The sequence below is a fragment of the Pseudoalteromonas sp. SCSIO 43088 genome (assembly GCF_023650795.1).
Taxonomy (GTDB): Bacteria; Pseudomonadota; Gammaproteobacteria; order Enterobacterales; family Alteromonadaceae; genus Pseudoalteromonas; species Pseudoalteromonas shioyasakiensis.
In genome coordinates this window covers 3,601,277-3,625,071 of sequence record NZ_CP072675.1, presented here as the reverse complement: position 1 = coordinate 3,625,071, position 23,795 = coordinate 3,601,277, and the positions used below count along the sequence as shown (strand labels likewise).

The following is a 23,795-nucleotide window of genomic DNA, read 5'->3' as shown; positions in this document are numbered from 1 at the left end:
AATGTAAACGAATGTGCTGCTAGTTATAAAGACTTACGATTGCTAATTTCAGCTATTTCAAGCTTTTGCCACGATTCAAATAATTTACGTTGTTTATCAGATATTTTTAAGCCATAGGTTTTTTGCATATAAAAATAGGTATCGGCTATTTGCTTTCTTGCATAAATGGGTGGCTCAAATACGCGTTGCTTAAAATCGATTTTTACGGGACATGCTCCGTAACTTGCACTTGATGTTGACACCATACCGTAGCGAAAGTTTGAACGGTCAGCATTGATCTCGCCTATAGCGGGGGCAAGGTTATTAATGTCAGCTTCCATTTGACGAAACTTTTCACTGACCTTTTTACAGTTTTTGCGACCGCCATCCTGCCAGCATTGTAATTGATGACCAAACTCCCAGGCAGGCACAATGTGCTCCCACTCTATTCTTTTTGCGCGAGCATTCTCTTTTCCTGAACGGGTGACAGAGTTTCTAGGAATATAGCCACACGCATCAGGGTCTGGCACAAGTTTTTTACCTTGGCGCTTGATATCGCAACCACAATATAAGCTTTTACTATTGCTTGGTAGATTCTTAATTAAATGCTTTTTGGTACTGTAAAAGCTCGAAAACTCTTTAGCGGATATAGGAAAAGTGAAAATAAAACAAAGGGCTAAGTATAGAAATAAACGCATATCCATCACATCAGTGAACTACAGGAACAGCTATTCTAGAGCGACTATTCTAAAAAGGAAAAGTTTTTCAACTCAGCTATAGTTGTTAGGCCGTTTTTATTAAAGGAATTACAACCATGTTATTAGGTGCTTTTTCTGTAAGTCTAAATGTAAAAGATATTCGTGCTTCAAAGCAGTTTTATGAAAAGCTAGGTTTCAAAGAGTTTGCTGGGGAGATAGAGCAGCATTGGCTAATTATGAAAAACGGTGAACATTTGATTGGTTTGTTTCAAGGTATGTTTGATAAAACCATGCTGACCTTTAATCCTGGGTGGGATCAAAATGCCGAAGCTTTGGATGAATTTGCAACCTTTGAGCAATTAGCTGCACAATTTCAGCAACAAGGATTAGAAATACAAAAGGCCGGTGACGCGAGTTTTATTATCACCGACCCAGATGGCAATCCTATTTTGATTGACCAACACGTGTAGCTGGCTTTTTACGTTTAATTCGAACGTTTTGTAGTAACAAGAGAACTCCTGTAATACAAAATAGTACGCTGGTGGCTGAGAAGCTGATGAGTAGTGGATTGTTAAAGTTCTCACGCTCATCATAATCCATAATGTGTAGCATCCAGAAAAAGTCGAAAATGCGCCACAGGGTGCTGCGCACAGTTATAACTTTACCGGTTTGGCTATCTAAATATAAGGTTGTTGTTAACCAATCATCGAAGCTAATTTGCCAAACATTGGCTTTGTGACCGACTTCTCTAGGCCCTTTTGTTAATAACTGCGCTTGCGTTATTTTTGCGTCAATAAGCAGGTGAGCTTGCGCATTTTCAATGATTTGCGCTTTACTCGGTGCAGGCATTTTAGCACCTGTTCTGCCATCAAAAATAAACGTACCGCTAAAGGATGTAACTTCTATAATCGGGGTATTTAAAAAATGGCTATATTTAATACCCTCGATTTGCTCGAATTGCGCTGTTATTTTATCAATTGAAGCAGGGTAGTCCGACAATAAAAATGGGCTACTTAAACTGCGATTAGCCAGATGCTTACCATGCACTTTTTCAAGTGGTAATGAGCTCATTACCAGCCCACCTAAGAGCCAAAAAAAGATCTGCAAAGCAAGTAAGTAGCCAAGCCATTTATGCCCTTTACGAGCATACTTAAACAGGCGTTTATTCATTATTACCCCGTTATTATTGTTATGTGGGCGCTATTTTAGGTTGTTTAGCTAGATTGCCAATGCGGCATAATGTCGCATTAACTGTATTCTAGATTTGGTATATATACAAAACTGAGTTAAAGTTTCAGTCGATATCAATAGAGGGTAAAAACGAGAGTATGTCGGAAATTCAATTTTTAAATGTAGATCTGGAGCTTGAGTCAAAGCACGATATAAGTGCGCTTGTTGCTGATTTGAAGAAAAACGCCATGGTTTTACATTATGACCAAGATGAATACCGCCAACTAGCACGTATTGAAGCAACCGCAGATATCAGCTCTCCAGATAAAGCAATTAACCAGCTTTGCGAGCTTATTGAGTCTTGCTCGCGCAATGCATTAAAACAGTGGTTATCGTGCTCAAAGCGTACATTTGATATAGGCTTTGAATCAGGTAATTCGCCTAAATGCTTTAACCAACCCCTGCATGCCGATACCTTGTTACGTATCTCTGCAATTGGCGCAGGGATTGAAATTACTATTTATCCTGTTGAAAAATAGCCAGAATTTATCGCTCTACAACAGCTGCGGTCATTCTTGATACGCAGCAAAGCTCTCCTGCGGCATTGGTAATTTTTATATCCCAAACAGAAGTTCGCTTACCTAAATGCAGCGGTCTCGCAGTTGCTGTTAACGTTCCTTTGCGTGACGCTTTCATGTGGTTGGCATTAATCTCTTGGCCAACAGCATAAAACTTATTGAAATCAACCACGAAATTGGCTGCATAGCTTGCCACTGTCTCTGCTAATACAACGTTTGCTCCGCCATGGACCATGCCCATAGGGTTATGATGCTCAGGAATAGCAGGCATGGTTGCCATTAAATAATCATCGCCAATTTCAGTTACCTCAATGCCCATAGTTTTCATTAAAGTGCCTTGACCGGTAATCCCTTGTTCCAGCTCTTTGCAAAGCTCTAACGTGATTGGTTGGTGCCAAATACTCATTGTGTTTCCTTAGCCTGCTAATTAAAGCTAATACCTTATGGCATCTTTCGGTGTGGTTCAATGTTAGTTTTGTAGCAATATGATGGGGTTAATTTAAATTTGCGATTTTCAAATAACTGTATATACTCACAGTTAAATGTACTGTATGGAAAACCAGTTGTATGCGCCCATTAACTAAACGCCAATCGCAAATTTTAGAACTAATTAAAGTCTTTATTAAAGATACAGGCATGCCACCTACGCGTGCTGAAATAGCTCAAACATTGGGTTTTAAAAGTGCCAACGCTGCTGAAGAACACCTAAAAGCACTGGCAAAAAAAGGCATGATCAAAATGAAGCCTGGGGCGAGTCGCGGTATTCAGTTAATTGAAGAAGATGAGCCAGAGCAACTAGGCTTACCTTTAATTGGCCGTGTTGCAGCCGGTGAACCTATTTTGGCGCAAGAGCATGTTGAAAGTCACTGCCAAGTTGATCCTTCATTATTTAAACCTGCTGCCGATTTCTTACTGCGTGTAAATGGTATGAGTATGAAAGACATTGGTATTATGGATGGCGATTTGCTTGCAGTACATAGAACACAAGTTGCTGAAAACGGGCAAGTAGTTGTAGCTCGAGTCGATGAAGATGTAACAGTTAAGCGTCTAGAAAAAGCGGGTCGCAAAGTACTTTTACACGCTGAGAACGAAGAGTTTTCGCCTATTGAGGTTGACCTTGAGCATGAGTCGTTCAACATCGAGGGGTTAGCGGTAGGTGTTATTCGTAACGCTGACTGGATGTAAACGTTCCCAATTTGGTGCATTAAATTGACTCAATTTGGTGCGCCACTGAAATTTTACTACTTAATTAGGATTTGTGAATCCTTACTCTTCATTTAAAGCCTTATATAGCGCAGTTTTCCTCTCTTTTTATATTTCGTTCTTACTCCTAAACATTAAATAAAGCGCTGATTATAGTTGTTATTTCTGCACCAAAATAAACATTTATTATCATTAAAACTTGCTTATTGGTCATTTTTTAACTAATTGGTTAATACACTGTATTAACACCTAATTAATAAAAAGACACAAAAATGTGCGAGGTGTTAGTCATGGGGTCGGTATCATAAGTGGGTCAAAATGATACGTAGTCGCTCTGAACAATAAGAAAAACGAATGGGCACCTTGTTGTATCGCCTTTTCGCTTTGCGTCTTGCAATAGCATCTAAAGGAGCCGTCACATGGGTAAACTGCGTTACGCCTTGTGGCTTATATTGTTTGCACTTCCTGAGCTTGCATTGGCAAATAGCCAATACAATATGCGTAAAGGGGTGACCGATATAAGTAATAATGTTTATGAGTTACACATGACGATATTTATTATCTGCTGTGTAATCGGCATCATCGTATTTGCGGTGATGTTTTGGGCTTTAATACACCACCGTAAATCCAAAGGGGCCAAGCCTGCCCAATTTCATGAAAGTACAAAAGTTGAAATACTTTGGACTGCCATTCCATTTGTCATCTTAATCGCCATGGCTGTGCCTGCCACAAAAACCTTAATTGCCATGGAAGATGCCTCTAAAGCCGATATCACCATTAAAGTGACTGGCTCACAATGGAAGTGGCATTACGAGTACATGGGCGAAGACATTGCTTATTACTCGATTCTATCTACACCTAAAGACCAAATAGACAACCAAGCAGAGAAAACTGAGCATTATTTGCTTGAAGTAGATAAACCGCTAGTACTTCCTATCAATAAAAAAGTTCGCTTTTTAATGACCTCAGACGATGTAATTCATTCATGGTGGGTGCCTGATTTTGCGGTTAAAAAGGATGCAAATCCTGGGTTTATCAATGAAGCGTGGACACGTATTAACGAGCCAGGAGTATACCGTGGTCAATGTGCTGAGTTATGCGGTAAAGATCATGGCTTTATGCCTGTTGTGGTGAAAGCCTTACCTGAAGATGAATTTGCTAATTGGCTTGCAGATGCCAAGCAAGAAAAAGCCAATGCGGCCGCAGCAGATGCTGCTTTGCTTGATCAAACATTACCGAAAGAAGAGCTTATGGTCTTAGGTGAACAAGTGTATATGGCAAGCTGTGCTGCATGTCACCAACCTACCGGTATGGGCTTACCAGGCGTTTTTCCAGCACTTAAAGGCAGCCCGATTGTATTAGGTGATGTAAAAGATCACATAGATATCGTATTACACGGTAAGCCTGGCACAGCAATGCAAGCGTTCGATAAACAGCTTTCAATTAAGCAACTTGCTGCGGTTATTACTTATAAGCGAAACGCGTGGGGTAATGATACCGGCGATGTTATCCAACCGAGTCAAATTCAAGCCGCGATTGATGCAGCAGCGGAGGCGAACTAATGAGTAATGTTATTAACGAGCAAGCAACAGGGCATGCGCATCACGACCATCATCATCCAGCTAAAGGTTTTAAGCGTTGGCTTTACACTACCAATCATAAAGACATTGGTAGTTTATACCTGATTTTTTCACTCACCATGTTTTTAATTGGTGGAGCGATGGCAATGGTGATCCGCGCTGAACTGTTTCAGCCTGGATTACAGTTAGTTGATCCGCACTTTTTTAACCAAATGACTACCGTACATGGTTTGATCATGGTGTTTGGTGCTGTTATGCCTGCATTTACTGGGCTTGCAAACTGGATGGTACCTATGATGATAGGCGCACCAGATATGGCCTTACCACGTATGAATAACTGGAGCTTTTGGATTTTGCCATTTGCATTTTTAATCCTATTGGCTTCGTTACTTATGCCTGGTGGTGGTCCTGCGTTTGGTTGGACTTTCTACGCACCACTATCAACAACTTACAGCAACGATAACACTGCACTTTTTGTGTTTGCCGTACATATCATGGGTATCAGCTCAATTATGGGTGCGATTAACGTTATCGTGACTATCGTCAACCTAAGAGCGCCAGGTATGACGTGGATGAAGCTGCCGCTATTTGTTTGGACATGGTTAATCACTGCATTCTTGTTAATTGCTGTTATGCCAGTTCTAGCAGGGGCGGTCACTATGGTGTTGACCGATAAATACTTTGCAACCAGCTTTTTTGATGCAGCCGGTGGGGGCGACCCTGTGATGTTCCAGCACATTTTCTGGTTCTTCGGTCACCCCGAAGTGTACATCATGATTTTGCCGGCCTTTGGCATTATATCGACTATCGTACCGACCTTCTCGCGCAAAAAGCTATTTGGCTATGCGTCTATGGTGTATGCAACTTCATCGATTGCGCTGCTAAGTTTTATCGTTTGGGCACATCATATGTTTACCACAGGGATGCCTGTGGCAGGCGAGTTGTTTTTCATGTACGCCACCATGCTTATCTCGGTACCAACGGGCGTTAAAGTGTTTAACTGGGTGGCCACCATGTGGCGAGGTTCGATTAGCTTCGAAATTCCGATGATGTTTGCAATCGCCTTTATTGTGTTATTCACCTTAGGTGGTTTCTCTGGCTTGATGCTTGCGATTACACCAGCAGATTTTCAGTATCACGATACCTATTTTGTGGTGGCTCACTTCCATTATGTGCTTGTGACGGGGGCTGTGTTCTCAATTATGGCGGGAGCCTATTATTGGCTACCGAAATGGACTGGCAACATGTACAACGAAACGCTGGCGAAATGGCATTTTTGGTTATCGCTAATCAGTGTCAACGTGTTGTTCTTCCCTATGCACTTTGTTGGCCTTGCTGGTATGCCGCGTCGTATTCCTGACTATGCTCTGCAATTCGCTGACTTTAACGCCATTATCAGTATTGGTGGTTTTGCATTTGGCTTATCGCAACTGTTGTTTGTATTGGTGGTATTTAAATGTGCTCGAGGTGGCGAAAAGGCACCTGCCAAAGTATGGGATGGGGCTGAAGGTTTAGAGTGGGAAGTCGATTCTCCAGCGCCTTATCACACCTTTGAAACACCGCCGGAGATTAAGTAATGAACCATGCACCTTTGCTAAAAAAACTGCTGATTACATGCTTGCTCATGTTCGCATTTGCTTTTGCAATGGTGCCGCTTTACGACGTGTTTTGCGACGTTACAGGGTTGAATGGTAAGCCATCATTAGAAAAAGCGAGCGCGAGTGAATCAATAAATACACAGCGCCAAGTTGATGTCAGCTTTACCACTCACGCCCAAAGCGGCGCGCCATTTAAGGTGCAGTCTGAGCAATACAGCGTGGCGGTACAACCAGGTGCCATGCGTGAAGTTAAATTTTCAGCAAAGAACACCAGTAATGAAGACAAAGTCATGCAAGCAATTCCATCAGTATCACCGGGTAAAGCGGCAAAGTACTTACATAAAATAGCCTGTTTTTGCTTTGATCAGCAGCCAATGAAAGCCGGTGAAGAAATGGAATTTACCTTGTTGTTTTATGTTGATACAGAGTTACCCGACGATGTTGAGGAACTGACGTTGTCGTATACCGTGTTTGATATTAGCGGGCATGTTGTGGCTAAAAACGATTAAAAGCCGCCAAGCTAATTGCTAATTGGGAGCAAACAAAATGAATCAAAATTATGAAAAATACTATGTTCCAGCCGAGAGTCCTTGGCCAATAGTTGGTGCCATCGCGATGTTTTTAATTGCTGTCGGTGCTGGTTTAACTGTGATGCAAGTAAGTGGTGAGGGCAGTAGTGGCCAGTATGTCTTGTATCTAGGCATTGCCATATTAATTTATATGGTTTTTAGCTGGTTTAGAAACGTTATTGAAGAGTCTCATAAAGGGCTTTACTCAGCACAAATGGACCGCTCCTTCAGACAAGGTATGAGCTGGTTCATATTCTCTGAGGTTATGTTCTTTATGGCGTTTTTTGGCGCTCTTTTTTATGCACGTATGATTTCGGTGCCTTGGCTCGGTGGCGCTGGTAATAACGCTATGACCAATGAAGTGCTCTGGCCAACCTTTGAAGCCGTATGGCCGCTATTAACTACGCCAGCGGGCGAGACCACACAGGCTATGGGCTGGCAAGGTCTGCCTCTGATCAACACGCTTATTCTGCTTACCTCATCGGTCACAATTCACTTTGCTCATGTTGCGATAGAAAACAATAAGCGCGGCGCCCTAAAGGTATTTTTATCTTTAACCGTGCTGTTAGGTGTGATTTTCCTTGGCTTACAAGTTTACGAGTATATGCATGCTTACCAAGATTTAGGTTTGACCTTAGATGCGGGCGTTTATGGGAATACCTTTTTCTTGTTAACTGGCTTTCACGGTATGCACGTGACACTAGGCACCATTATTTTATTTGTGGTGCTGCTGAGAATTTTTAAAGGCCACTTCACGAGTGAAAAGCATTTTGCCTTTCAAGCGGCTGCTTGGTATTGGCACTTTGTTGATGTGGTGTGGTTGTGTTTATTTGTGTTTGTGTACGTGCTGTAGCTTTGTGAAGCGGCGACGGGTTGGTGTGAATAAAGCCCAATTTCATTGCGGCAATGATGAGCACCAGCACAATACCTGAAAACAGCACTCGACGACCTAAGTAATGCGACATGGGTTTCGAGTGCTCTTTTGCTGACATCATCACAAACAGCGCTCTAAATAGGTTGAACAGAATATAAAGTAATAACAAAACAATAATGATTTTAATCATATTAGGTATTCCAAATGCAGTTAATTTTATGGCGTAAACAAAAGCTTAGCTCAATTATCGCAATTTGCGTTGTGATACTTGCAGTGCTTATTTGTTTGCGACTAAGCGTTTGGCAATACCAGCGAGGCGAGCAAAAACAGCAGCAACTAAGCCAGTTAGCCGTTTCGAAAGAGCAAGGAGTTTTGAGCTGGCAAGAGCTGCAAAGTTTACCTAGAGAGCTGAATAAAACGGGCTTGCAAGTCAAGGTCTCTGGCGAGGTAAATAAACAACAGTACTGGCTGCTTGATAATCAAATTTATCAGGGGCAAGTGGGCTATGACTTACTAGTAGCGATGACAATTGCAGGTGAAAGCGTGCCTTTAATCGTTAACTTTGGTTGGCTAAAAGCTCCAACAAACCGTAGCCAGTTGCCAACCGTTGTGTGGCCAGAATCAACAAGCTTTACGGCTACTGTGCAATTGAAACAAGGCAGCTTACAAGGTTTCACACTTGCCGATGAGATTGGTGCAGAGCAAGGCTGGCCTAAGCGTATTCAAGGCATCGACTTAGCAATTTTTAGTGCTCAATTAGCAAAGCCCTTACAAGACTTTATTGGTTATCGCAATGAAGCAGATGGTATTGCAACCCCGCATTACCAGAGTGTCGTGATGGGGCCAGAAAAACATTACGCCTATGCCGTGCAGTGGTTATTAATCGGCTTAGCGTGTGTTGTTATTGCTTATTTTGCGATGAGAAGGAGAGGTTATGAAAATAAACCCGCTTAGTTTATTCGTTTTATGCTGTTTTGTGCCGCTGGCACTTGCTTATGCAGCATTAAAGCTTGAGTGGTTACCGAGTGGTTCGAGTAATCATGGTGAGCTTTTAAGCGAAGAAGTTAAATTAGCTGATTGGCAACAAGGCGATCCTAAACAATGGACAATTGCGCTTAATTACCCAAAAGAGTGCAGTGAAGTTTGTGCAAACCAATTAGCCAGTCTAGATAACCTATATGTCGCTTTAGGTAAAAATCAGCAAAAAGTGGATGTGGCGGTACTGACAAATCAACAGCAGGTATCGGCAAATTGGCGTCAATTAGCAGTAAGTCCTGCGCTCAAAGCGGGAGACTTATACTTGGTTGATCACATGGGCTTAGTGGTTTTGCATTACCCCTACACGGCTGAGCCAGAACAAAACAGACTGATTCAAAAAGGCTTACTTAAAGACTTAAAGAAACTACTTAACTATGCGCGTTCAAGTTAAACCTCATTAAGGGGATAAAGATGTATAAAAATTATAAATATTTAGTCTTAATTACGGTTTTCTTCTCTATCTTAGTTGTTGGGCTTGGTGCCTATACACGGCTGAGTGATGCTGGGCTTGGTTGCCCTGACTGGCCTGGTTGCTATGGATTTTTAACTGTGCCAAAACATGAAACTGCTTTGTTACATGTTGAACAAAACTACCCTGATATGATGTTTGAAGCAGCAAAAGCATGGAAAGAAATGATCCATCGCTATTTTGCCGGTGCCCTTGGTTTACTTATTTTAGCCTTGTTTGTTTTTGCCTGGTTAAAACGCCAATATCCAAATACGCCGGTTAAACTGCCATTAGCACTATTATTATTGGTGGTATTCCAAGCCGTATTGGGCATGTGGACTGTCACTATGAACCTACAGCCTTTGGTTGTTATGGGGCATTTGCTCGGCGGTTTTAGTATCTTGTCGTTGCTGTTTTTATTGTATCTACGTTTAAAGACCGACCCTGTTGCTAGCAGTGATAGCGGCGCAAAGCCATATTATCAGTTAGCGCTGGTGGGCTTGGTGGTGCTAATACTGCAAATTGCGTTGGGTGGCTGGCTTGCAGCAAATTACGCCGCTCCGCATTGTAATGGCTTACCGCTGTGTAGCTACGGACAACCGTTTTCTTTGAAGAGTGTGTTTCAGCTACCGCTTGAGCACAGCACCTATGAATATGGCGTTTTATCGCAGCAGGCGCGTATGTCTATTCATCTGCTACACCGTATTTGGGCGCTGGTTACTTGTGTGGTGTTAGCGCTGATCATGTGGCGCATATATTCACGCTGTTACTCTCGAAAAATTAAGCACTGCACAGTCACTGTATTAATCGCTTTGTTGTGCCAAATCTGTTTAGGTCTAGCTGTTGTGCACTGGCACTTCCCATTAAGTGTAGCGCTTGCGCACAACCTAATGGCCGCATTGTTACTGCTTAGCATGGTAAGACTATGCTTCCACTTAAAAATAAGAACCTAGGAGGCTGTGATGGCATTATTACTAAGCTCAGAAAAATCATTATTTATTCAAAGCTCAGAGTTACTTAAAGATTACTTAGCTATCAGTAAATTTAAAGTAGTTGCCATGCTTGTACTAACTGCTTGGGTTGGTTTGGCATTGGCTCCCGATGTTGGGCGAGGGGTATTTGTGCAGCTTGCAAGTTTGCTAGGTATTGGCTTGCTGTCGGCTGCTGCTGCCGTGATCAATCATGTTGTTGATAGTGAAATCGACAGCAAAATGGCACGTACACGTCATCGTCCTGTGGCAAAAGGTCGGCTCAGTAAACAACATGCTTTGAGCTTTGCTGCAACTATAGGAATACTAGGTTTTGTTATGCTTATGGTATGGGCGAATACACTCACCGCCATTCTTACTTTGTTTGCGCTTGTCGGCTATGCCTTTATTTACACCTCATTTTTAAAGCGTGCCACACCGCAAAATATTGTTATTGGTGGTTTGGCAGGTGCTATGCCGCCGTTGCTAGGGTGGGTATCTGAAACAGGCCATATGGCCGCGGCTCCTTGGCTGTTAGTGATGATTATATTTACTTGGACTCCCCCGCATTTTTGGGCCTTGGCGATTGCACGTAAAAGCGATTATGAGCGGGCAAAAATCCCTATGTTGCCTGTTACTCACGGTATCGAATTTTGTAAAACTTGCGTTGTTGGCTACAGCATTTTGCTTGCTTTGGTATGTGTGCTGCCTTATTTAATTGGCATGTCAGGGCTAATTTACTTATTAGGTGCAAGCGTTTTAAACGCGATATTCATTTATAAAGCGTTAAAACTAAAAATTGCCCCAAAAGATGATACAGCAATGGACTTATTTCGTTTTTCAATCGTGCATTTAATGCTACTCTTTATCGCCTTATTCATTGATAAATGGTTAGTTTTATGACGCGAATCGTCGCTTTTTTATGTTTCAGTGCGGTATTGTTTGTAACCGGTTGTGGTAAAAACAACACCGCTCCTGAAGTCGAAGCACTGGTTTATGAGCAAGCAAAGCTGATTAGTCCGTTTTTATTAACCGATCAACATGGTGCGCCCGCTGATAACAGTCAGTTTATGGGGCATTGGAATTTGGTCTTTTTAGGCTACACCAGTTGCCCTGATATATGTCCAATGACATTGGCGAAACTAACGGCAGTACAAAAGCAGTTAAGCCAAGATTACAAAGTGCAGGTATGGTTTGTTGCCGTAGATCCAAAACGTGATACAACCGAAAAACGCAAAGCCTACATTGATTACTTTAATCCTGATTTTCTTGCAGTATCAGGCCCACACAAACAGCTTTTTCCATTTGTCAGAGAGCTTGGCTTAATTTACGCAATTAACGATAGTGATGAGCAAGAGTATGCAGTTGATCATAGCGCGTCGGTAGTGATGGTTGATGGCGATGGCTCGGTACGTGCGATTTTTAAGCCTGAATTTAAACAAGGCAGCGTGCCATTAATAAACGCCACAACTTTGACTGAAGAGTTCAAAAAAATAGCAGATTATTACGCAAAGTAAACTTTCTTGGTTAAGGGAGTCATTTTCCGCAAAAGAAAAGCTTCCTTTTTTGATATAAATGTCTAAGCTACTAAAAAATTTTACTATTTTTTGATTCAAATTATGGCATTTTTATTTAGTCAGTCTAAGCTTTTGTTATGAATTGTTTAAAGCAGGGAAGGTATAAGTAATGTTAAAGCTCCCTACAGAATTAGCTATTAGTCAGGTCGAAACACTCCATCAAGATTTGCTACAAGAGTTGTCAGCAAATGATGATATCTGTTTGGATATCAGTGAAGTGACCCGTGCTGACACAGCATCAATTCAGCTTTTATGTGCATTACAGAAGCATTTACTTTCGGTGCAACACAAAATTATTTGGGTTGGCGAGAGTAAGCCGTTGCAACAGGCAATTAATAGTTTGGGCTTAAGCCATTATCTTGTGCTTGAGAATGCCAATTAAGAGGTTTTTATGAAAAGAATTTTAGCAGTAGACGATTCTGCATCTATGCGCCAAATGGTTGGTTTTACGCTTAAAAAAGCTGGCTTTGATGTGACAGAAGCGAAAGACGGCAGCGAAGCTTTAAATATCGCAAAACAACAAGGCTTTGATGCTGTTATTTCTGATGTGAATATGCCGGTAATGGATGGTATTACCCTTATTCGTGAATTACGTAGCTTACCTAATTACAAGTTCACACCTTTACTGATGCTGACTACAGAGTCGGGTCTTGATAAAAAGTCTGAAGGTAAAGCTGCTGGTGCAACTGGTTGGATTGTTAAGCCATTTAATCCTGAGCAATTGTTAGCGGTATTGAAAAAAGTGATTCGCTAATAATAGGAGCGGGGCATGAGTATAGATCTAAGCCAATTTTTTGAAGTATTCTTCGAAGAAAGCTTCGAAGGACTCGACGCTATGGAGGCTGAGTTATTAAACTTAGTGCCTGGCGAAGAAGACTTAGAGACCATAAATACAATTTTTCGCGCTGCGCATTCAATAAAAGGAGGTAGCGGTACCTTTGGCTTTAGTGCTGTTGCAGACTTTACTCATGTTCTCGAAACCCTTTTAGATCAAATTCGTGAAGGTTCGCGGGATCTTACTGCTGAGCATGTAAATTTACTTTTAAAATCAGTTGACTGTTTACGGGCTTTACTCAGAACTTTACAAGCTGAGCAGCAGCCAGACTTAACTGAAGCTGATGAATTGCGTATTAAATTTGAAGAAATTCTTGGTATGCGTGCTGCAAGTAAAGCACCAGAGCCAACGCAAGAAGCTGTTAGCGAAAGCAGCTTTAATACCTATCAAATCGATTTCAAACCACATCATCACTTATTTAAAACCGGTAATGAACCACTGTACATGATCAGTGAGTTGGCTGAGCTAGGTGAGCTTGAAACACAAGCCTTTCAAGATGATGTGCCTGATATCACTAACCTTGCCCCTGAAGACTGTTTCTTATCGTGGCGCTTTTTCTTAACCACAGACAAAGAGCAAAGCTGCATCGAAGAAATTTTCGAATGGGTTGAAGATGACGCTGATATCACCATCACCCTATGTGGTGGTTTGTTTGGTGATGAAGAGGTTGCCGCTGTTGAAACTGTTGCTGAAGAAACTGCGCCAGCAAAAGAGGCTGAGCCTGCAGAAGTTAAACCAGCTACTGATTCTAAAAAGCCAGCGCCAGTTAAAGCAACCACAGCCAATGCAGAATCAACCTCAATCAGGGTTGGTATCGACAAAGTTGATTCATTGATCAACATGGTGGGTGAATTAGTGATTACCCAAGCGATGTTAAGTCAATTGGGTGAGCAAGAGATCACTGAAGCAACTATAGCCTCATTACAAGAGGGCTTAGCACAACTGGCACATAATACCCGTGACTTACAAGAAAATGTCATGCGTATTCGCATGTTGCCAATAAGCTTTGTGTTTAGTCGCTTTCCTCGCTTAGTGCGCGATATCTCGCAAAAGCTTGATAAACAAGTCGAGCTTAAATTACTTGGTGAACAAACCGAACTAGATAAAACCGTGATGGAGAAGCTTTCTGATCCTATGGTGCATCTAGTGAGAAATTCCTTAGATCATGGTTTAGAAACCGTTGATAAACGCGTTGCAGCGGGAAAAGACCCTGTTGGTACTGTAACGCTCAATGCGTTTCATCAAGGTGGCAATATCGTTATCGAAATTATGGACGATGGTCAGGGCCTGAACACCACTAAAATTCGTGAAAAGGCGATTAAAAACGGCCTAATTTCAGAAACTGATGAGTTGTCTGATAACGAAATCAACGAGCTTATTTTCTTACCAGGATTTTCTACAGCCGATCAAGTCAGCGACTTATCAGGTCGTGGCGTTGGTATGGATGTAGTAAGGCGCAATATCGAAGCACTTAGCGGCTCTGTTGAAGTGGCTTCTGCACCAGGCGTGGGGTCGACATTTACAATTCGCTTACCGCTAACGTTGGCTATTTTAGATGGGCAGTTAGTCCGAATTGCTGAGCATACTTACATCATCCCGCTGATTTCGATAATTGAGTCATTGCAAATCGATATTAGTAAAGTGAGTCGGGTAGGCAAAGACTTAGATGTGCTGCGCTTACGTGACGAATATATTCCAATCTTAAGGCTTTATAATATTTTCAATCATAAAGGGGCGATTGAAACGCTTGATAAAACCCTGTTGGTTGTCGTTGAGAGTGACAACCAAAAAGTAGGTTTATTAGTTGATGACTTATTGTCGCAACAGCAAGTGGTAATCAAAAGCTTAGAGGCCAATTATCAAAAAGTTGATGGTGTCTCGGGGGCGACAATTCTAGGGGATGGTCGTGTTTCTTTGATTGTTGATATTAGTGGTTTGATTAAATTATCTGGGCTTAGAAAGCCTGGGAGCCAAGAATTGATTATTGAATCAAAAGCGAATTTGGAGGCGTCATGATTGCACAGCACGACGACCTGCATAACAAACTAAACCTTGAACAAGATCAAGATGTAAAACAGTTTTTAACCTTCTTCATGGCTGAAGAAGAGTATGGTGTTGATATTTTAACGGTGCAAGAAATTCGCAGTTGGGAAGAAATTACGGTGATCCCTAATTCACCGGATTTCGTCAAAGGGGTTATCAACCTGCGCGGCACCATAGTGCCGATTATTGATTTAAGGCTACGTTTTGGTATTTCAGCCATTGAATACGGACCGTTAACCGTTGTAATTGTTCTAAAAGTACAGCTTGAAAATACATGTAAAATTATGGGCATCGCCGTTGATGCCGTCTCGGATGTCTATAGCATTGCTGAGCATGAAGCGAAGGCAGTGCCACATTTGTCTGACTCAGACAACGCGCAATTTGTTGCGGGTTTAGTCAATGTGGGTGAGAAAATGGTCGCATTACTTGACCTACAAAAAACAATGGACATTTAACTGGGTAGATTAACAAGAAGGTGAAGGGTATGGGATGGTTTAGCAGTCCTAAAAATGTTGAGTCGGAAAATGATTTAGTTATTGCGGCACTTAGAAAGTCGCAAGCGATGATTGAGTTTCAACCGTCGGGGCAGATCATAACTGCCAATGCTAATTTCTTAAACACCATGGGTTACCGACTCGAAGAAATCCAAGGGCAACACCACTCTATGTTTGTTGCTGAAAAAGAGTCGCAAAGCCCTGAGTATCAACAGTTTTGGCAGCGATTACGCAGCGGTGAGTTCTTCACTGATGAATTTAAGCGTGTCGGTAAAAATGGCAAACAAGTTTGGATCCAAGGTACCTATAACCCAATTATTGATAGCAATGGTAATGTCACTAAAGTTATCAAATTTGCTACAGACATCACACCGCAAAAAGAGCTTGAACGTCAGTCAAAACGTGATGCTGATTTATCAAATGCGCTGCGTGTATGCCAAGCTAATGTGATGATTGCCGATAACGATTTAAAAATTATCTTTGTTAATGAGCAAGTAAAGCAAATGCTGCAAGCTCGCGAATCAACTTTACAAACAGTGCTACCTAGCTTCTCTGTGGCGAATTTAGTGGGTACGTGTGTTGATGATTTTCATAAACAACCATCACATCAACGTGAATTACTAAAAACATTATCTGAACCATACAAAACCACATTGCGTTTGGCGGGGCTTATTTTTAGCTTGATTGCGACTCCTTGGGTGAGCGCTTCGGGTAAGCGTTTAGGTACTATTGTTGAGTGGCAAGATATTACTGATAGCGTAAATAAAGCGGATGCTGAAAAGCGTGCAGCAGAAGAAAACTTGCGAGTACGCCGAGCACTTGATCGCGTGGCAACTAACACCATGATTGCTGATTCTGGTAACAACATTATTTACATGAACGAAGCCGTTCTGAACATGATGAAAATTGCTGAAAGTGATTTACGTAAAGATTTACCTAACTTCAACAGTAATAATTTAATTGGTCAAAATATTGATGTGTTCCATAAGAATCCAGCACATCAACGTAACATGCTTGCTAAGTTAAGTGATACGTACAGTACTGAAATTCAAGTCGGCGGCCGTACTTTTGGTTTGGTTGCAAACCCTATTTTTACCCCAGACAACGAGCGTATTGGTACGGTTGTGGAGTGGGAAGATAGAACAGCTGAAGTCGCTATTGAAAAAGAAATTGCCGGCCTTGTTGCTGCAGCGGGTAGTGGTGACTTAGAAGCCCGTGTAGAAGAAGCGGGTAAACAAGGTTTCTTCTTACGTCTAGCGCAGGGCTTAAATAGCCTAGTTAGTATTGTTGATGATGCAGTAAAAGACACAGGCAATATGCTGGATGCTATGGCGAACGGTGACTTATCAAAACGTATTGAGCAAGACTACCAAGGCTCGTTCGATAAGTTAAAACGTGATGCAAATGCCACGGCTGATAAGCTTACTGAAGTGATTAATCGCATTAATACTTCGGCAACGCTGGTTGCCAGTGGTGCAGAAGAAATCTCACAAGGTAATGCTGATTTAAGTCAACGTACTGAAGAGCAGGCTTCATCACTTGAAGAAACAGCATCAAGCATGGAAGAGATGACCAGTACGGTTCGTCAAAATGCTGATAATGCTAAAGAAGTGAATGAACTTGCTGAAGAAACACGTACTAAAGCACAAAAAGGTGGCGAAGTTGTAAATCGCGCTGTAACCAGTATGTCGGCAATTAATGAATCAAGTAAGAAGATTGCAGACATTATCAGTGTCATTGATGAAATTGCTTTCCAAACAAATCTACTTGCGCTTAATGCCGCTGTCGAAGCAGCACGTGCAGGTGAACAAGGCCGTGGTTTCGCGGTTGTTGCTGGTGAGGTCCGTAACTTAGCGCAACGTTCAGCAGCTGCAGCAAAAGAAATCAAAGAATTGATCCGAGACAGTGTTGGAAAAGTTGAAGATGGTACATTACTGGTTAATGAATCGGGTTCAACATTACAAGAAATTGTTACTGCAGTACAAAGAGTTACTGCAATGATTTCTGATATTGCCCAAGCTTCTGAAGAGCAAAGCTCTGGTATTGAGCAGGTCAATAAAGCCATTGCCCAAATGGATGAAATGACCCAGCAAAATGCAGCATTAGTTGAAGAAGCCTCTGCCGCGGGTGAATCAATGGCAGAGCAAGCGAATGATATGCGCCGCTTGTTAAACTTCTTCTCGTTATCGAATAACGAGATGGATATTACAAGCCGTGCAAGTTCAGCGCCTGCAGCTAAACAGCCAAGCTCACCAGTACGTTCGGCACCTAAAGGTAATAACTTTGTTGACCCTAGTGATGAGTGGGAAGAGTTTTAAAACTCTTCCCAATTAAATTCTAACTAGTTAATTGCATCTAATGTTACAGCTGCAGGGTCAAGCACATGAAAGAGTTTTTACTAACGGATAGTGACTTTAAAGCTATTTCGTCACAAGTGTACGATGCTTGCGGCATTGTTTTAGCTGAGCATAAGCGCGAGATGGTTTACTCGCGCTTAGCAAGGCGTATTCGCCAACATAAGCTTAAGAACTTTAAAGAATATTTAGACTTTCTTGAAGAGAATAAAGAACAAGAGTTTAGTGAGTTTATTAATGCCATAACTACTAATCTGACTTCTTTCTTTCGTGAGCCACATCACTTTAGTTATCTAAAAAATACCATAGTCCCCAAACTGCTGATTAGTAATGCTAAACAAAAGCGTGTAAGGGTGTGGTCTGCTGGCTGCTCGACCGGCGAAGAGCCTTATACCATTGCTATGACCTTAAGCGGTTTATTCCCATCTGATTGGGATGTGAAAATTCTAGCTACTGACTTAGACTCAAATGTGCTCGCTAAAGCACAGGCTGGCACCTATACCGCTGCCAATGTGAATGGTTTAGACAAAAGCCAACTTAAGCGCTGGTTTCTAAAAAGCCATGACGGTCAGTTATATAAAGTAAAACCTGAACTACAAAAGAATATTTTTTTTAAACGTCTAAACTTATTACAGAGCTGGCCTATGAAAGGGCCGTTTGATGTTATTTTTTGTCGCAATGTAGTTATCTACTTCGATAAGCCGACGAAAGATACTCTATTTAAACGTTATTACGATTTGTTGACCGATTCAGGTCATTTATTCTTGGGGCATTCCGAAACACTGGGTAAGGACCACAAAGAGTTTAAGAATTTAGGCCAAACTATCTATCAAAAAGGTGGTCTATGAGTAGTCATTTTAAACCTGTATTGTCTGGTTTTGAGCACGTTAAACGGTTTTGGGATGGCAAGCGCCATAAAGTGGTTGCTAAAGTATTACCAGGCGAATTTTATGTGTCTAAGTCTGATGAGTTGATCACAACTGTGTTAGGGTCGTGTATTGCTGCATGTATTTACGATGAAGGCTTAGGTATTGGTGGTATGAATCATTTTATGCTGCCAGCAGAAAAAGGTGTTGATCCGAGTAACGCACATAGCCTTAATTGCCGTTATGGTAACTGGGCAATGGAATACTTGATCAATGAAATCCTAAAAAATGGTGCTTCTAGACGCAACCTCAAAGTAAAGCTGTTTGGCGGCGGGAAAATAATCCGCTCAATGACAGATATTGGTGTTGGTAACATTCGTTTTGCAAATGCCTATGTACTTGAGGAAGGTTTAGATTTAGTATCCCCTGATGTTGGCGGGCCTTGGCCACGTAAGGTGATGTTTGATCCACAAACAGGCAAGGCGCAGGTTAAGAAAATGCGTGAATTGCATTCTGATAAGCTTGAAAAACGTGAAATTAAATACTTACACGATATTGAGCAGCAAGATGCAGAAACGGATATTGAATTATTTTAGGAGAGCAAATGATCAAAGTACTCATAGTTGATGATTCTGCTTTGATCCGTGGTTTACTCAAGGAAGTTCTCGAGCAAGCGCAAGACATTCAGGTCGTTGGTGCGGCAGAAGACCCTTATCAAGCCCGAGATTTAATTAAGCGGCTTAATCCCGATGTCTTAACGCTTGATATCGAAATGCCGAAAATGGATGGGTTAAGTTTTTTAAAAAACTTGATGCGCCTTCGTCCTATGCCAGTTGTGATGATTTCTACACTGACTCAAAAAGGCTCACCAATCACACTGGAAGCCCTCGAAATTGGTGCTGTTGACTTTATTGCTAAGCCAACTATCAATGTCACTGAAAATCTTCAGCGTTATGCCCATTTATTACATCAAAAAGTGCGTACTGCAGCTGGCGCTAGAGTGCGAGCTTTTAAAGAAACAAAAGTTGAAGACGACAGCTCTTTAACAGCATTGCAATTTAAGGCAAACAGCGTGCTTGCAATTGGCGCTTCAACAGGCGGCACAGAAGCAATTAAAGAAGTGCTCGTGCGTATGCCAGAAAGCTGCCCACCGATTGTTATTACACAACATATCCCTCCAGTATTTAGTACCTCGTTTGCAATGCGCATGGATAGAACGTGTAAAATCAACGTTAAAGAAGCTGAGCATGGCGATAAGCTACAACCAGGCTGGGCGTATATTGCACCGGGCGATCAGCATTTGAGTGTAGTAAAAAAAGCCGGAGGTCTGTTTTGTCAGCTTGATTCAAGTGAGCTGGTTAATCGCCATCGTCCAGCGGTTGATGTGCTATTTAACTCCTTAGTCGTGGCTTGCCCTAAAGCGACGGTAGCTGCGTTATTGACAGGTATGGGCAGCGATGGCGCCAAAGGCATGCTTGCATTAAATCAAGCTGGGGCTTACACCATAGCACAGGATGAATTGTCGTCAGTGGTATGGGGCATGCCTAAAGCCGCAGTCGAACTCAATGCGGCTAATGAAGTGGTTCGCCTTGATAAGGTTGCAGCGCAAATGCTAAAACAAGCTGCTAAGGTACAATAACCCAAGGTTGAGAGAACCAGTAGTAACTGCCTTTTTTCGCGATAGAAGGGGCTGTGCAGTTAAAGCGAGAGCGGCCTTTTTTCAGTTTTTCAGGTGAGGTGATCTTCACCGTATCTTTACTAAGCCAGGTTAAATCAGCTTGACCAATACCTGATACATAACAAGCAAACTGGCTTTTATGAAAGTCCTGCATATCAAATTGAATGCTTAAACTTGGCGGGTTTTCGTCCGTCACGCTATCTGAATAGGTGAGCTGTTTGATTGTGAATGCTTGAGAGTCTAGTTTAGTGGCAAGCGTATCAAGCTTTGAATAAAAGCCCGATGCCGGAAAGCGTGGTAACCGGGTAAAGTCAGAATGGATACCTACAGCCCCTGAATGCTGACCTATACCAACAAAGCCTAGCGATTTTACTAGTTGTTGCAGTGAATTATTAAACTCGCCATAAGGGTAAGCAAGGTATTTGTAATCATGGCCAATTTCTTCTTTAATGCGCTGCTGGGCAGATAAAATGTCTTCTTTAGTACGTGCAAGCCATGCTTCTTCAGTCTCGCCTGGTTGTTTGCGGTGTAAGTAATTATGAATTTGCGTATGGTTGCTAATTAAGGCGCCTTTTTTCGATAGCTCCTTTAACTGCTGCCACGTCATTACATAGCTTTTGCCTTCATCAATTAGCTCGGGATTTACGAAAATAGTGTACGGATAGTCAAATTTTTCTAAGATGGGCGCAGCTTCTTCATAGTTATTTTTGTAGCCATCATCGAAGGTTATTGCGACGGTTTTATCTGTTAGCGGTTGGCCAGCTTGTAACGAGGTAATGAGTTCATCTAGTGGAATAACGTTGAAGTTATTATCTTTTAAATATTGCATATGTTCAGTGAATGTTTCGTTACTGACGCTGGTTACCGCAGGAAGGCTTTCACTGACGTGGTGATACTGTAGAATGACTGCGCCATGGGCACGCAAAGATAAACCTAACAGGACTGCAAATACTAAATGAAACATTTTCTTAAACGTCATAAGGCACACCATAAAAGTTTACTGTTATTAGCCGGTCCGATGATTTTATCAAATATTACCGTGCCAATGTTAGGTTTAGTTGATACTGCTGTAATCGGCCACTTAGGAAGCGCTCACTATTTAGCTGGTATAGCGCTCGGTTCAGCAGTTATCTCGTTATTATTTTGGCTAGCAGGCTTTTTGCGCATGAGCACCACAGGGTTAGTTGCGCAGGCTTATGGTAAAAGCGATCACACCTTACTCGCTGAGCTATTAAAGCGCAGCTTGTTACTAGCAACAGCGGTAGCGCTGTTATTAATAGCGCTGAGTATACCTATTCAATCCTTAATGGCATATTTATCAAATGCTAATGAAGCTGTTTTAGAACAAGCAAATAGCTATTTTTCGATTCGTATTTTTAGTGCGCCAGCTGCTTTGTGTAACTTGGTTTTACTTGGTTGGATGCTAGGTGTTCATTATGGCCGCGGGCCATTCTATTTATTACTTATCACCAATATAACCAATATTGTGCTCGATATTTATTTTGTGGTGTTTCTTGATTGGGGTGTGGCTGGAGCTGCGTGGGCATCTTTAATCGCTGATTATATCGCCCTTGCTTTTGCACTGATGTTAGTTGTACAGCTTGCCAAAAAGCAGGGGGTTAATCTTGCTGTGAAAGCCTGGTTAAGTGTTGCTAAGTTACTTGATTTAGTAAGCTTAAATCGCGATATTTTTATTCGCTCACTAGCACTTCAGCTATGTTTTAGCTTTATGACTTTTTATGGCGCACGTATCGGCGAAACAACCTTAGCGGCTAATGCCGTATTGCTAAACTTTTTAATGTTGGTGAGCTTTGCGCTTGATGGTATTGCTTATGCAAGTGAGGCAAAGGTCGGTAAAGCGAAAGGTGAGCACAGCGCTAAGCAGATTAAGTTATGGGTTAATTTGAGCTTGTTTTGGGGTGGGTTATTTGCGGTGTTTTATAGCCTTTTATTTTTATTATTTGGCGAGGCAATTATTCGCTTTCTTACCGATGTGCCCGAAGTTATCAGCCTTGCAACGGTTTACCTTCCTTGGGTGATTATATTGCCTATCGCGGCGATGGGTTGCTTCTTATTTGATGGTGTATTTGTCGGCTTAACCCGTGCTAAAGACATGCGTAATACTATGTTATTTAGTGCTCTAGTGGGCTTTTTTGGACTGTTTTGGGTAGTGAGTAGCTGGCAAAATCATGGTTTATGGTTTGCGATGACCAGCTTTATGCTAATGCGCGGGTTAACGCTGTGGTTTCGCTATCGTAAAATTGTCAATAATCAGCAATTATTAGATTAAATTACTTCCACAAATCAGGGTCGTGATTTTTGGGAGACGAGCGCTCTAAAACTTGCGCAAAACGGTTGGCAAAAATACCTAAGTAGCCCCAACCAGCAAAGAATAAAGCCACTGCTAGTATGGCTAGGCCAATTAATTGAAATAGTGCGGGTCCATAGTAACCTATGGCAATAAAAATCACGGCTAGCACAAATAGTGCTAGGCCGCGAAGAAAGCGTTTTAAGCTTAACTTGGGGTCGCTACCTAAGCGAAATACCCATTTTTTAAGCATGCTTTAGATACCGGTTAGTAGTAAGAGTGCTCACCAGATTGGTGATCAGTAATGTCTCTTACACCGTTGATTTCGTCAAACTTGGCGATCATTTCTTTCTCGATGCCTTCTTTTAGTGTGACGTCAATCATTGAACAACCGTTACAGCCACCACCAAATTGCAGTACCGCGATGCCGTCAGCAGTAATTTCTACTAGGCTAACTTGGCCGCCGTGGTTAGCGAGCTGAGGATTAACTTCAGTTTCAAGCATATGTTGAACACGTTCTTGCAGTGATGCATCGTCGCTAAGTTTACGTGCTTTTGCATTCGGCGCTTTAAGCGTTAACTGAGTACCCATTTTGTCAGTTACAAAATCGATTTCAGCTTCTTCTAAGAAAGGGGCGCTTTCTGCATCAACAACGGCATCAAAACCATTGAATGGTAGACGAATATCAGTCGCTTCAACGGCGTCTTCTGGGCAGTAAGAAACACCACACTCAGCCTGCGAAGTACCTGGGTTTACTACAAACACACGAATGTTTGTTTGTTCAGCTTGGTCTGCTAAAAGTTTAGCAAAATGAGATTGTGCAGATTCAGAAATAGAGATCATAAAACGGACTATACTTGACTAAATTACTCGGATACTGTGTATCATACTCCGCTCATCGTGTTGTCGCCAGTGTTGAGCGTAAAAAGTTGCATCT

At 41.9% G+C, this 23,795-nt stretch carries 28 protein-coding genes; 21 read left to right on the top strand and 7 right to left on the bottom strand.

The features are described 5' to 3' along the window. Positions 1 to 23 precede the first annotated feature (23 nt). A complete protein-coding gene (locus J8Z28_RS16715; protein WP_082710871.1) occupies positions 24 to 677 on the bottom strand; it encodes an endonuclease in 654 nt (217 codons plus the stop codon). A 116-nt stretch (positions 678 to 793) separates the two neighbouring features. On the opposite strand from J8Z28_RS16715, the gene J8Z28_RS16710 reads away from it, so the two are divergent. Then, positions 794 to 1,147: a VOC family protein gene (locus J8Z28_RS16710; protein WP_054562881.1), complete on the top strand. Its 354-nt coding sequence runs from the start codon at positions 794 to 796 to the stop codon at positions 1,145 to 1,147. Here the strand turns inward: J8Z28_RS16710 and J8Z28_RS16705 are convergent. Continuing rightward, a complete protein-coding gene (locus tag J8Z28_RS16705; protein WP_062564783.1) occupies positions 1,122 to 1,847 on the bottom strand; it encodes a PepSY-associated transmembrane domain-containing protein in 726 nt (241 codons plus the stop codon). The two genes, J8Z28_RS16710 and J8Z28_RS16705, sit on opposite strands and share 26 nt — an antisense overlap. 158 nt (positions 1,848 to 2,005) lie before the next feature. Here J8Z28_RS16705 and J8Z28_RS16700 point away from each other — a divergent pair, with 158 nt between their 5' ends. Then, a complete protein-coding gene (locus J8Z28_RS16700; protein WP_054554459.1) occupies positions 2,006 to 2,386 on the top strand; it encodes a hypothetical protein in 381 nt (126 codons plus the stop codon). Between the two features lie 7 nt (positions 2,387 to 2,393). Here the strand turns inward: J8Z28_RS16700 and J8Z28_RS16695 are convergent, their stop codons facing one another. Beyond that, positions 2,394 to 2,831, bottom strand: coding sequence for a PaaI family thioesterase (locus J8Z28_RS16695; protein ID WP_054562879.1), 438 nt, complete (start codon positions 2,829 to 2,831; stop codon positions 2,394 to 2,396). Positions 2,832 to 2,992: 161 nt separating this feature from the next. Here J8Z28_RS16695 and lexA point away from each other — a divergent pair, with 161 nt between their 5' ends. The 5 genes from lexA to J8Z28_RS16670 all read left to right on the top strand — a co-directional run bounded on the left by lexA (position 2,993) and on the right by J8Z28_RS16670 (position 8,228). Then, a complete protein-coding gene (lexA, locus tag J8Z28_RS16690; protein WP_054554457.1) occupies positions 2,993 to 3,610 on the top strand; it encodes a transcriptional repressor LexA in 618 nt (205 codons plus the stop codon). A 437-nt stretch (positions 3,611 to 4,047) separates the two neighbouring features. Then, complete coding sequence (coxB, locus tag J8Z28_RS16685; RefSeq protein ID WP_054562878.1) at positions 4,048 to 5,190, top strand: cytochrome c oxidase subunit II; 1,143 nt, start codon at positions 4,048 to 4,050, stop codon at positions 5,188 to 5,190. After that, positions 5,190 to 6,785 (top strand): cytochrome c oxidase subunit I, encoded by a 1,596-nt coding sequence (ctaD, locus tag J8Z28_RS16680; protein WP_054554455.1) that lies wholly within the window; start codon positions 5,190 to 5,192, stop codon positions 6,783 to 6,785. Before coxB ends, ctaD begins: the two co-directional genes overlap by 1 nt. Further along, the gene (locus J8Z28_RS16675; protein ID WP_054554454.1) at positions 6,785 to 7,315 is read left to right on the top strand and encodes a cytochrome c oxidase assembly protein; all 531 of its coding nucleotides are present in this window, start codon (positions 6,785 to 6,787) and stop codon (positions 7,313 to 7,315) included. Before ctaD ends, J8Z28_RS16675 begins: the two co-directional genes overlap by 1 nt. A gap of 37 nt (positions 7,316 to 7,352) precedes the next feature. Further along, positions 7,353 to 8,228: a cytochrome c oxidase subunit 3 gene (locus J8Z28_RS16670; protein WP_054562877.1), complete on the top strand. Its 876-nt coding sequence runs from the start codon at positions 7,353 to 7,355 to the stop codon at positions 8,226 to 8,228. On the opposite strand, the gene J8Z28_RS21930 is transcribed toward J8Z28_RS16670, so the two are convergent. Then, entirely contained in the window at positions 8,128 to 8,439 is a 312-nt protein-coding gene (locus J8Z28_RS21930) for a DUF2909 domain-containing protein (protein WP_082710866.1), read from the bottom strand. The two genes, J8Z28_RS16670 and J8Z28_RS21930, sit on opposite strands and share 101 nt — an antisense overlap. A 14-nt stretch (positions 8,440 to 8,453) precedes the next feature. Between J8Z28_RS21930 and J8Z28_RS16660 the strand changes: the two genes are divergently transcribed. From J8Z28_RS16660 to J8Z28_RS16600, 13 genes are all read left to right on the top strand, one after another. Next, positions 8,454 to 9,203, top strand: coding sequence for an SURF1 family protein (locus J8Z28_RS16660; protein ID WP_062564784.1), 750 nt, complete (start codon positions 8,454 to 8,456; stop codon positions 9,201 to 9,203). After that, positions 9,184 to 9,678 (top strand): redox-active disulfide-containing membrane protein, encoded by a 495-nt coding sequence (locus J8Z28_RS16655; RefSeq protein WP_054562875.1) that lies wholly within the window; start codon positions 9,184 to 9,186, stop codon positions 9,676 to 9,678. Before J8Z28_RS16660 ends, J8Z28_RS16655 begins: the two co-directional genes overlap by 20 nt. Positions 9,679 to 9,698: 20 nt before the next feature. Then, on the top strand, positions 9,699 to 10,688 hold the full coding sequence (locus J8Z28_RS16650; RefSeq protein ID WP_054562874.1) for a COX15/CtaA family protein: 990 nt from the start codon (positions 9,699 to 9,701) through the stop codon (positions 10,686 to 10,688). Between the two features lie 9 nt (positions 10,689 to 10,697). After that, positions 10,698 to 11,606, top strand: coding sequence for a heme o synthase (gene cyoE, locus J8Z28_RS16645; protein ID WP_054562873.1), 909 nt, complete (start codon positions 10,698 to 10,700; stop codon positions 11,604 to 11,606). Continuing rightward, positions 11,603 to 12,220, top strand: coding sequence for an SCO family protein (locus J8Z28_RS16640; RefSeq protein ID WP_062564785.1), 618 nt, complete (start codon positions 11,603 to 11,605; stop codon positions 12,218 to 12,220). Before cyoE ends, J8Z28_RS16640 begins: the two co-directional genes overlap by 4 nt. 169 nt (positions 12,221 to 12,389) lie before the next feature. Beyond that, positions 12,390 to 12,662, top strand: coding sequence for an STAS domain-containing protein (locus J8Z28_RS16635; protein ID WP_054562871.1), 273 nt, complete (start codon positions 12,390 to 12,392; stop codon positions 12,660 to 12,662). 9 nt (positions 12,663 to 12,671) lie between these two features. Then, complete coding sequence (locus J8Z28_RS16630) at positions 12,672 to 13,034, top strand: response regulator (RefSeq protein WP_054562870.1); 363 nt, start codon at positions 12,672 to 12,674, stop codon at positions 13,032 to 13,034. 15 nt (positions 13,035 to 13,049) lie between these two features. Then, positions 13,050 to 15,131, top strand: a complete 2,082-nt coding sequence (locus J8Z28_RS16625) for a chemotaxis protein CheA (protein WP_250659684.1) — start codon at positions 13,050 to 13,052, stop codon at positions 15,129 to 15,131. After that, positions 15,128 to 15,613 carry a chemotaxis protein CheW gene (locus J8Z28_RS16620; RefSeq protein ID WP_054562868.1) on the top strand — a complete coding sequence of 162 codons (486 nt, stop codon included), beginning with the start codon at positions 15,128 to 15,130 and terminating at the stop codon, positions 15,611 to 15,613. Before J8Z28_RS16625 ends, J8Z28_RS16620 begins: the two co-directional genes overlap by 4 nt. A gap of 29 nt (positions 15,614 to 15,642) precedes the next feature. Then, positions 15,643 to 17,970, top strand: coding sequence for a methyl-accepting chemotaxis protein (locus J8Z28_RS16615; protein ID WP_062564788.1), 2,328 nt, complete (start codon positions 15,643 to 15,645; stop codon positions 17,968 to 17,970). Between the two features lie 65 nt (positions 17,971 to 18,035). After that, the gene (locus J8Z28_RS16610; protein ID WP_062564789.1) at positions 18,036 to 18,854 is read left to right on the top strand and encodes a CheR family methyltransferase; all 819 of its coding nucleotides are present in this window, start codon (positions 18,036 to 18,038) and stop codon (positions 18,852 to 18,854) included. Beyond that, a complete protein-coding gene (gene cheD, locus J8Z28_RS16605; protein ID WP_250659683.1) occupies positions 18,851 to 19,468 on the top strand; it encodes a chemoreceptor glutamine deamidase CheD in 618 nt (205 codons plus the stop codon). Before J8Z28_RS16610 ends, cheD begins: the two co-directional genes overlap by 4 nt. Positions 19,469 to 19,476: 8 nt before the next feature. Beyond that, a complete protein-coding gene (locus J8Z28_RS16600; RefSeq protein WP_054562864.1) occupies positions 19,477 to 20,511 on the top strand; it encodes a protein-glutamate methylesterase/protein-glutamine glutaminase in 1,035 nt (344 codons plus the stop codon). On the opposite strand, the gene J8Z28_RS16595 is transcribed toward J8Z28_RS16600, so the two are convergent. Beyond that, on the bottom strand, positions 20,498 to 21,529 hold the full coding sequence (locus J8Z28_RS16595) for a polysaccharide deacetylase family protein (RefSeq protein WP_062564790.1): 1,032 nt from the start codon (positions 21,527 to 21,529) through the stop codon (positions 20,498 to 20,500). The two genes, J8Z28_RS16600 and J8Z28_RS16595, sit on opposite strands and share 14 nt — an antisense overlap. Here J8Z28_RS16595 and dinF point away from each other — a divergent pair. Beyond that, positions 21,506 to 22,840, top strand: a complete 1,335-nt coding sequence (gene dinF / locus J8Z28_RS16590; RefSeq protein ID WP_082710868.1) for an MATE family efflux transporter DinF — start codon at positions 21,506 to 21,508, stop codon at positions 22,838 to 22,840. The genes J8Z28_RS16595 and dinF overlap by 24 nt on opposite strands. 1 nt (position 22,841) lies before the next feature. Here dinF and J8Z28_RS16585 read toward each other — a convergent pair whose 3' ends face one another. Next, a complete protein-coding gene (locus J8Z28_RS16585; protein WP_054562862.1) occupies positions 22,842 to 23,111 on the bottom strand; it encodes a hypothetical protein in 270 nt (89 codons plus the stop codon). A 14-nt stretch (positions 23,112 to 23,125) separates the two neighbouring features. After that, entirely contained in the window at positions 23,126 to 23,701 is a 576-nt protein-coding gene (nfuA, locus tag J8Z28_RS16580) for a Fe-S biogenesis protein NfuA (RefSeq protein ID WP_054554437.1), read from the bottom strand. Between the last annotated feature and the right edge of the window lie 94 nt (positions 23,702 to 23,795).

Coding starts and splice junctions, on each gene's coding strand:
- J8Z28_RS16695 (WP_054562879.1), bottom strand. CDS start 2,831: ATGAGTATTTGGCACCAACCAATCACGTTAGAGCTTTGCAAAGAGCTG.
- J8Z28_RS16620 (WP_054562868.1), top strand. CDS start 15,128: ATGATTGCACAGCACGACGACCTGCATAACAAACTAAACCTTGAACAA.
- J8Z28_RS16585 (WP_054562862.1), bottom strand. CDS start 23,111: ATGCTTAAAAAATGGGTATTTCGCTTAGGTAGCGACCCCAAGTTAAGC.
- J8Z28_RS16635 (WP_054562871.1), top strand. CDS start 12,390: ATGTTAAAGCTCCCTACAGAATTAGCTATTAGTCAGGTCGAAACACTC.
- lexA (WP_054554457.1), top strand. CDS start 2,993: ATGCGCCCATTAACTAAACGCCAATCGCAAATTTTAGAACTAATTAAA.
- J8Z28_RS16640 (WP_062564785.1), top strand. CDS start 11,603: ATGACGCGAATCGTCGCTTTTTTATGTTTCAGTGCGGTATTGTTTGTA.
- J8Z28_RS16595 (WP_062564790.1), bottom strand. CDS start 21,529: ATGACGTTTAAGAAAATGTTTCATTTAGTATTTGCAGTCCTGTTAGGT.
- nfuA (WP_054554437.1), bottom strand. CDS start 23,701: ATGATCTCTATTTCTGAATCTGCACAATCTCATTTTGCTAAACTTTTA.
- J8Z28_RS16615 (WP_062564788.1), top strand. CDS start 15,643: ATGGGATGGTTTAGCAGTCCTAAAAATGTTGAGTCGGAAAATGATTTA.
- J8Z28_RS16670 (WP_054562877.1), top strand. CDS start 7,353: ATGAATCAAAATTATGAAAAATACTATGTTCCAGCCGAGAGTCCTTGG.
- J8Z28_RS16710 (WP_054562881.1), top strand. CDS start 794: ATGTTATTAGGTGCTTTTTCTGTAAGTCTAAATGTAAAAGATATTCGT.
- J8Z28_RS16600 (WP_054562864.1), top strand. CDS start 19,477: ATGATCAAAGTACTCATAGTTGATGATTCTGCTTTGATCCGTGGTTTA.
- J8Z28_RS16705 (WP_062564783.1), bottom strand. CDS start 1,847: ATGAATAAACGCCTGTTTAAGTATGCTCGTAAAGGGCATAAATGGCTT.
- dinF (WP_082710868.1), top strand. CDS start 21,506: ATGAAACATTTTCTTAAACGTCATAAGGCACACCATAAAAGTTTACTG.
- J8Z28_RS16650 (WP_054562874.1), top strand. CDS start 9,699: ATGTATAAAAATTATAAATATTTAGTCTTAATTACGGTTTTCTTCTCT.
- J8Z28_RS16675 (WP_054554454.1), top strand. CDS start 6,785: ATGAACCATGCACCTTTGCTAAAAAAACTGCTGATTACATGCTTGCTC.
- J8Z28_RS16630 (WP_054562870.1), top strand. CDS start 12,672: ATGAAAAGAATTTTAGCAGTAGACGATTCTGCATCTATGCGCCAAATG.
- J8Z28_RS16625 (WP_250659684.1), top strand. CDS start 13,050: ATGAGTATAGATCTAAGCCAATTTTTTGAAGTATTCTTCGAAGAAAGC.
- J8Z28_RS16700 (WP_054554459.1), top strand. CDS start 2,006: ATGTCGGAAATTCAATTTTTAAATGTAGATCTGGAGCTTGAGTCAAAG.
- J8Z28_RS16610 (WP_062564789.1), top strand. CDS start 18,036: ATGAAAGAGTTTTTACTAACGGATAGTGACTTTAAAGCTATTTCGTCA.
- J8Z28_RS16715 (WP_082710871.1), bottom strand. CDS start 677: ATGCGTTTATTTCTATACTTAGCCCTTTGTTTTATTTTCACTTTTCCT.
- cyoE (WP_054562873.1), top strand. CDS start 10,698: ATGGCATTATTACTAAGCTCAGAAAAATCATTATTTATTCAAAGCTCA.
- J8Z28_RS16655 (WP_054562875.1), top strand. CDS start 9,184: ATGAAAATAAACCCGCTTAGTTTATTCGTTTTATGCTGTTTTGTGCCG.
- cheD (WP_250659683.1), top strand. CDS start 18,851: ATGAGTAGTCATTTTAAACCTGTATTGTCTGGTTTTGAGCACGTTAAA.
- coxB (WP_054562878.1), top strand. CDS start 4,048: ATGGGTAAACTGCGTTACGCCTTGTGGCTTATATTGTTTGCACTTCCT.
- J8Z28_RS16660 (WP_062564784.1), top strand. CDS start 8,454: ATGCAGTTAATTTTATGGCGTAAACAAAAGCTTAGCTCAATTATCGCA.
- J8Z28_RS21930 (WP_082710866.1), bottom strand. CDS start 8,439: ATGATTAAAATCATTATTGTTTTGTTATTACTTTATATTCTGTTCAAC.
- ctaD (WP_054554455.1), top strand. CDS start 5,190: ATGAGTAATGTTATTAACGAGCAAGCAACAGGGCATGCGCATCACGAC.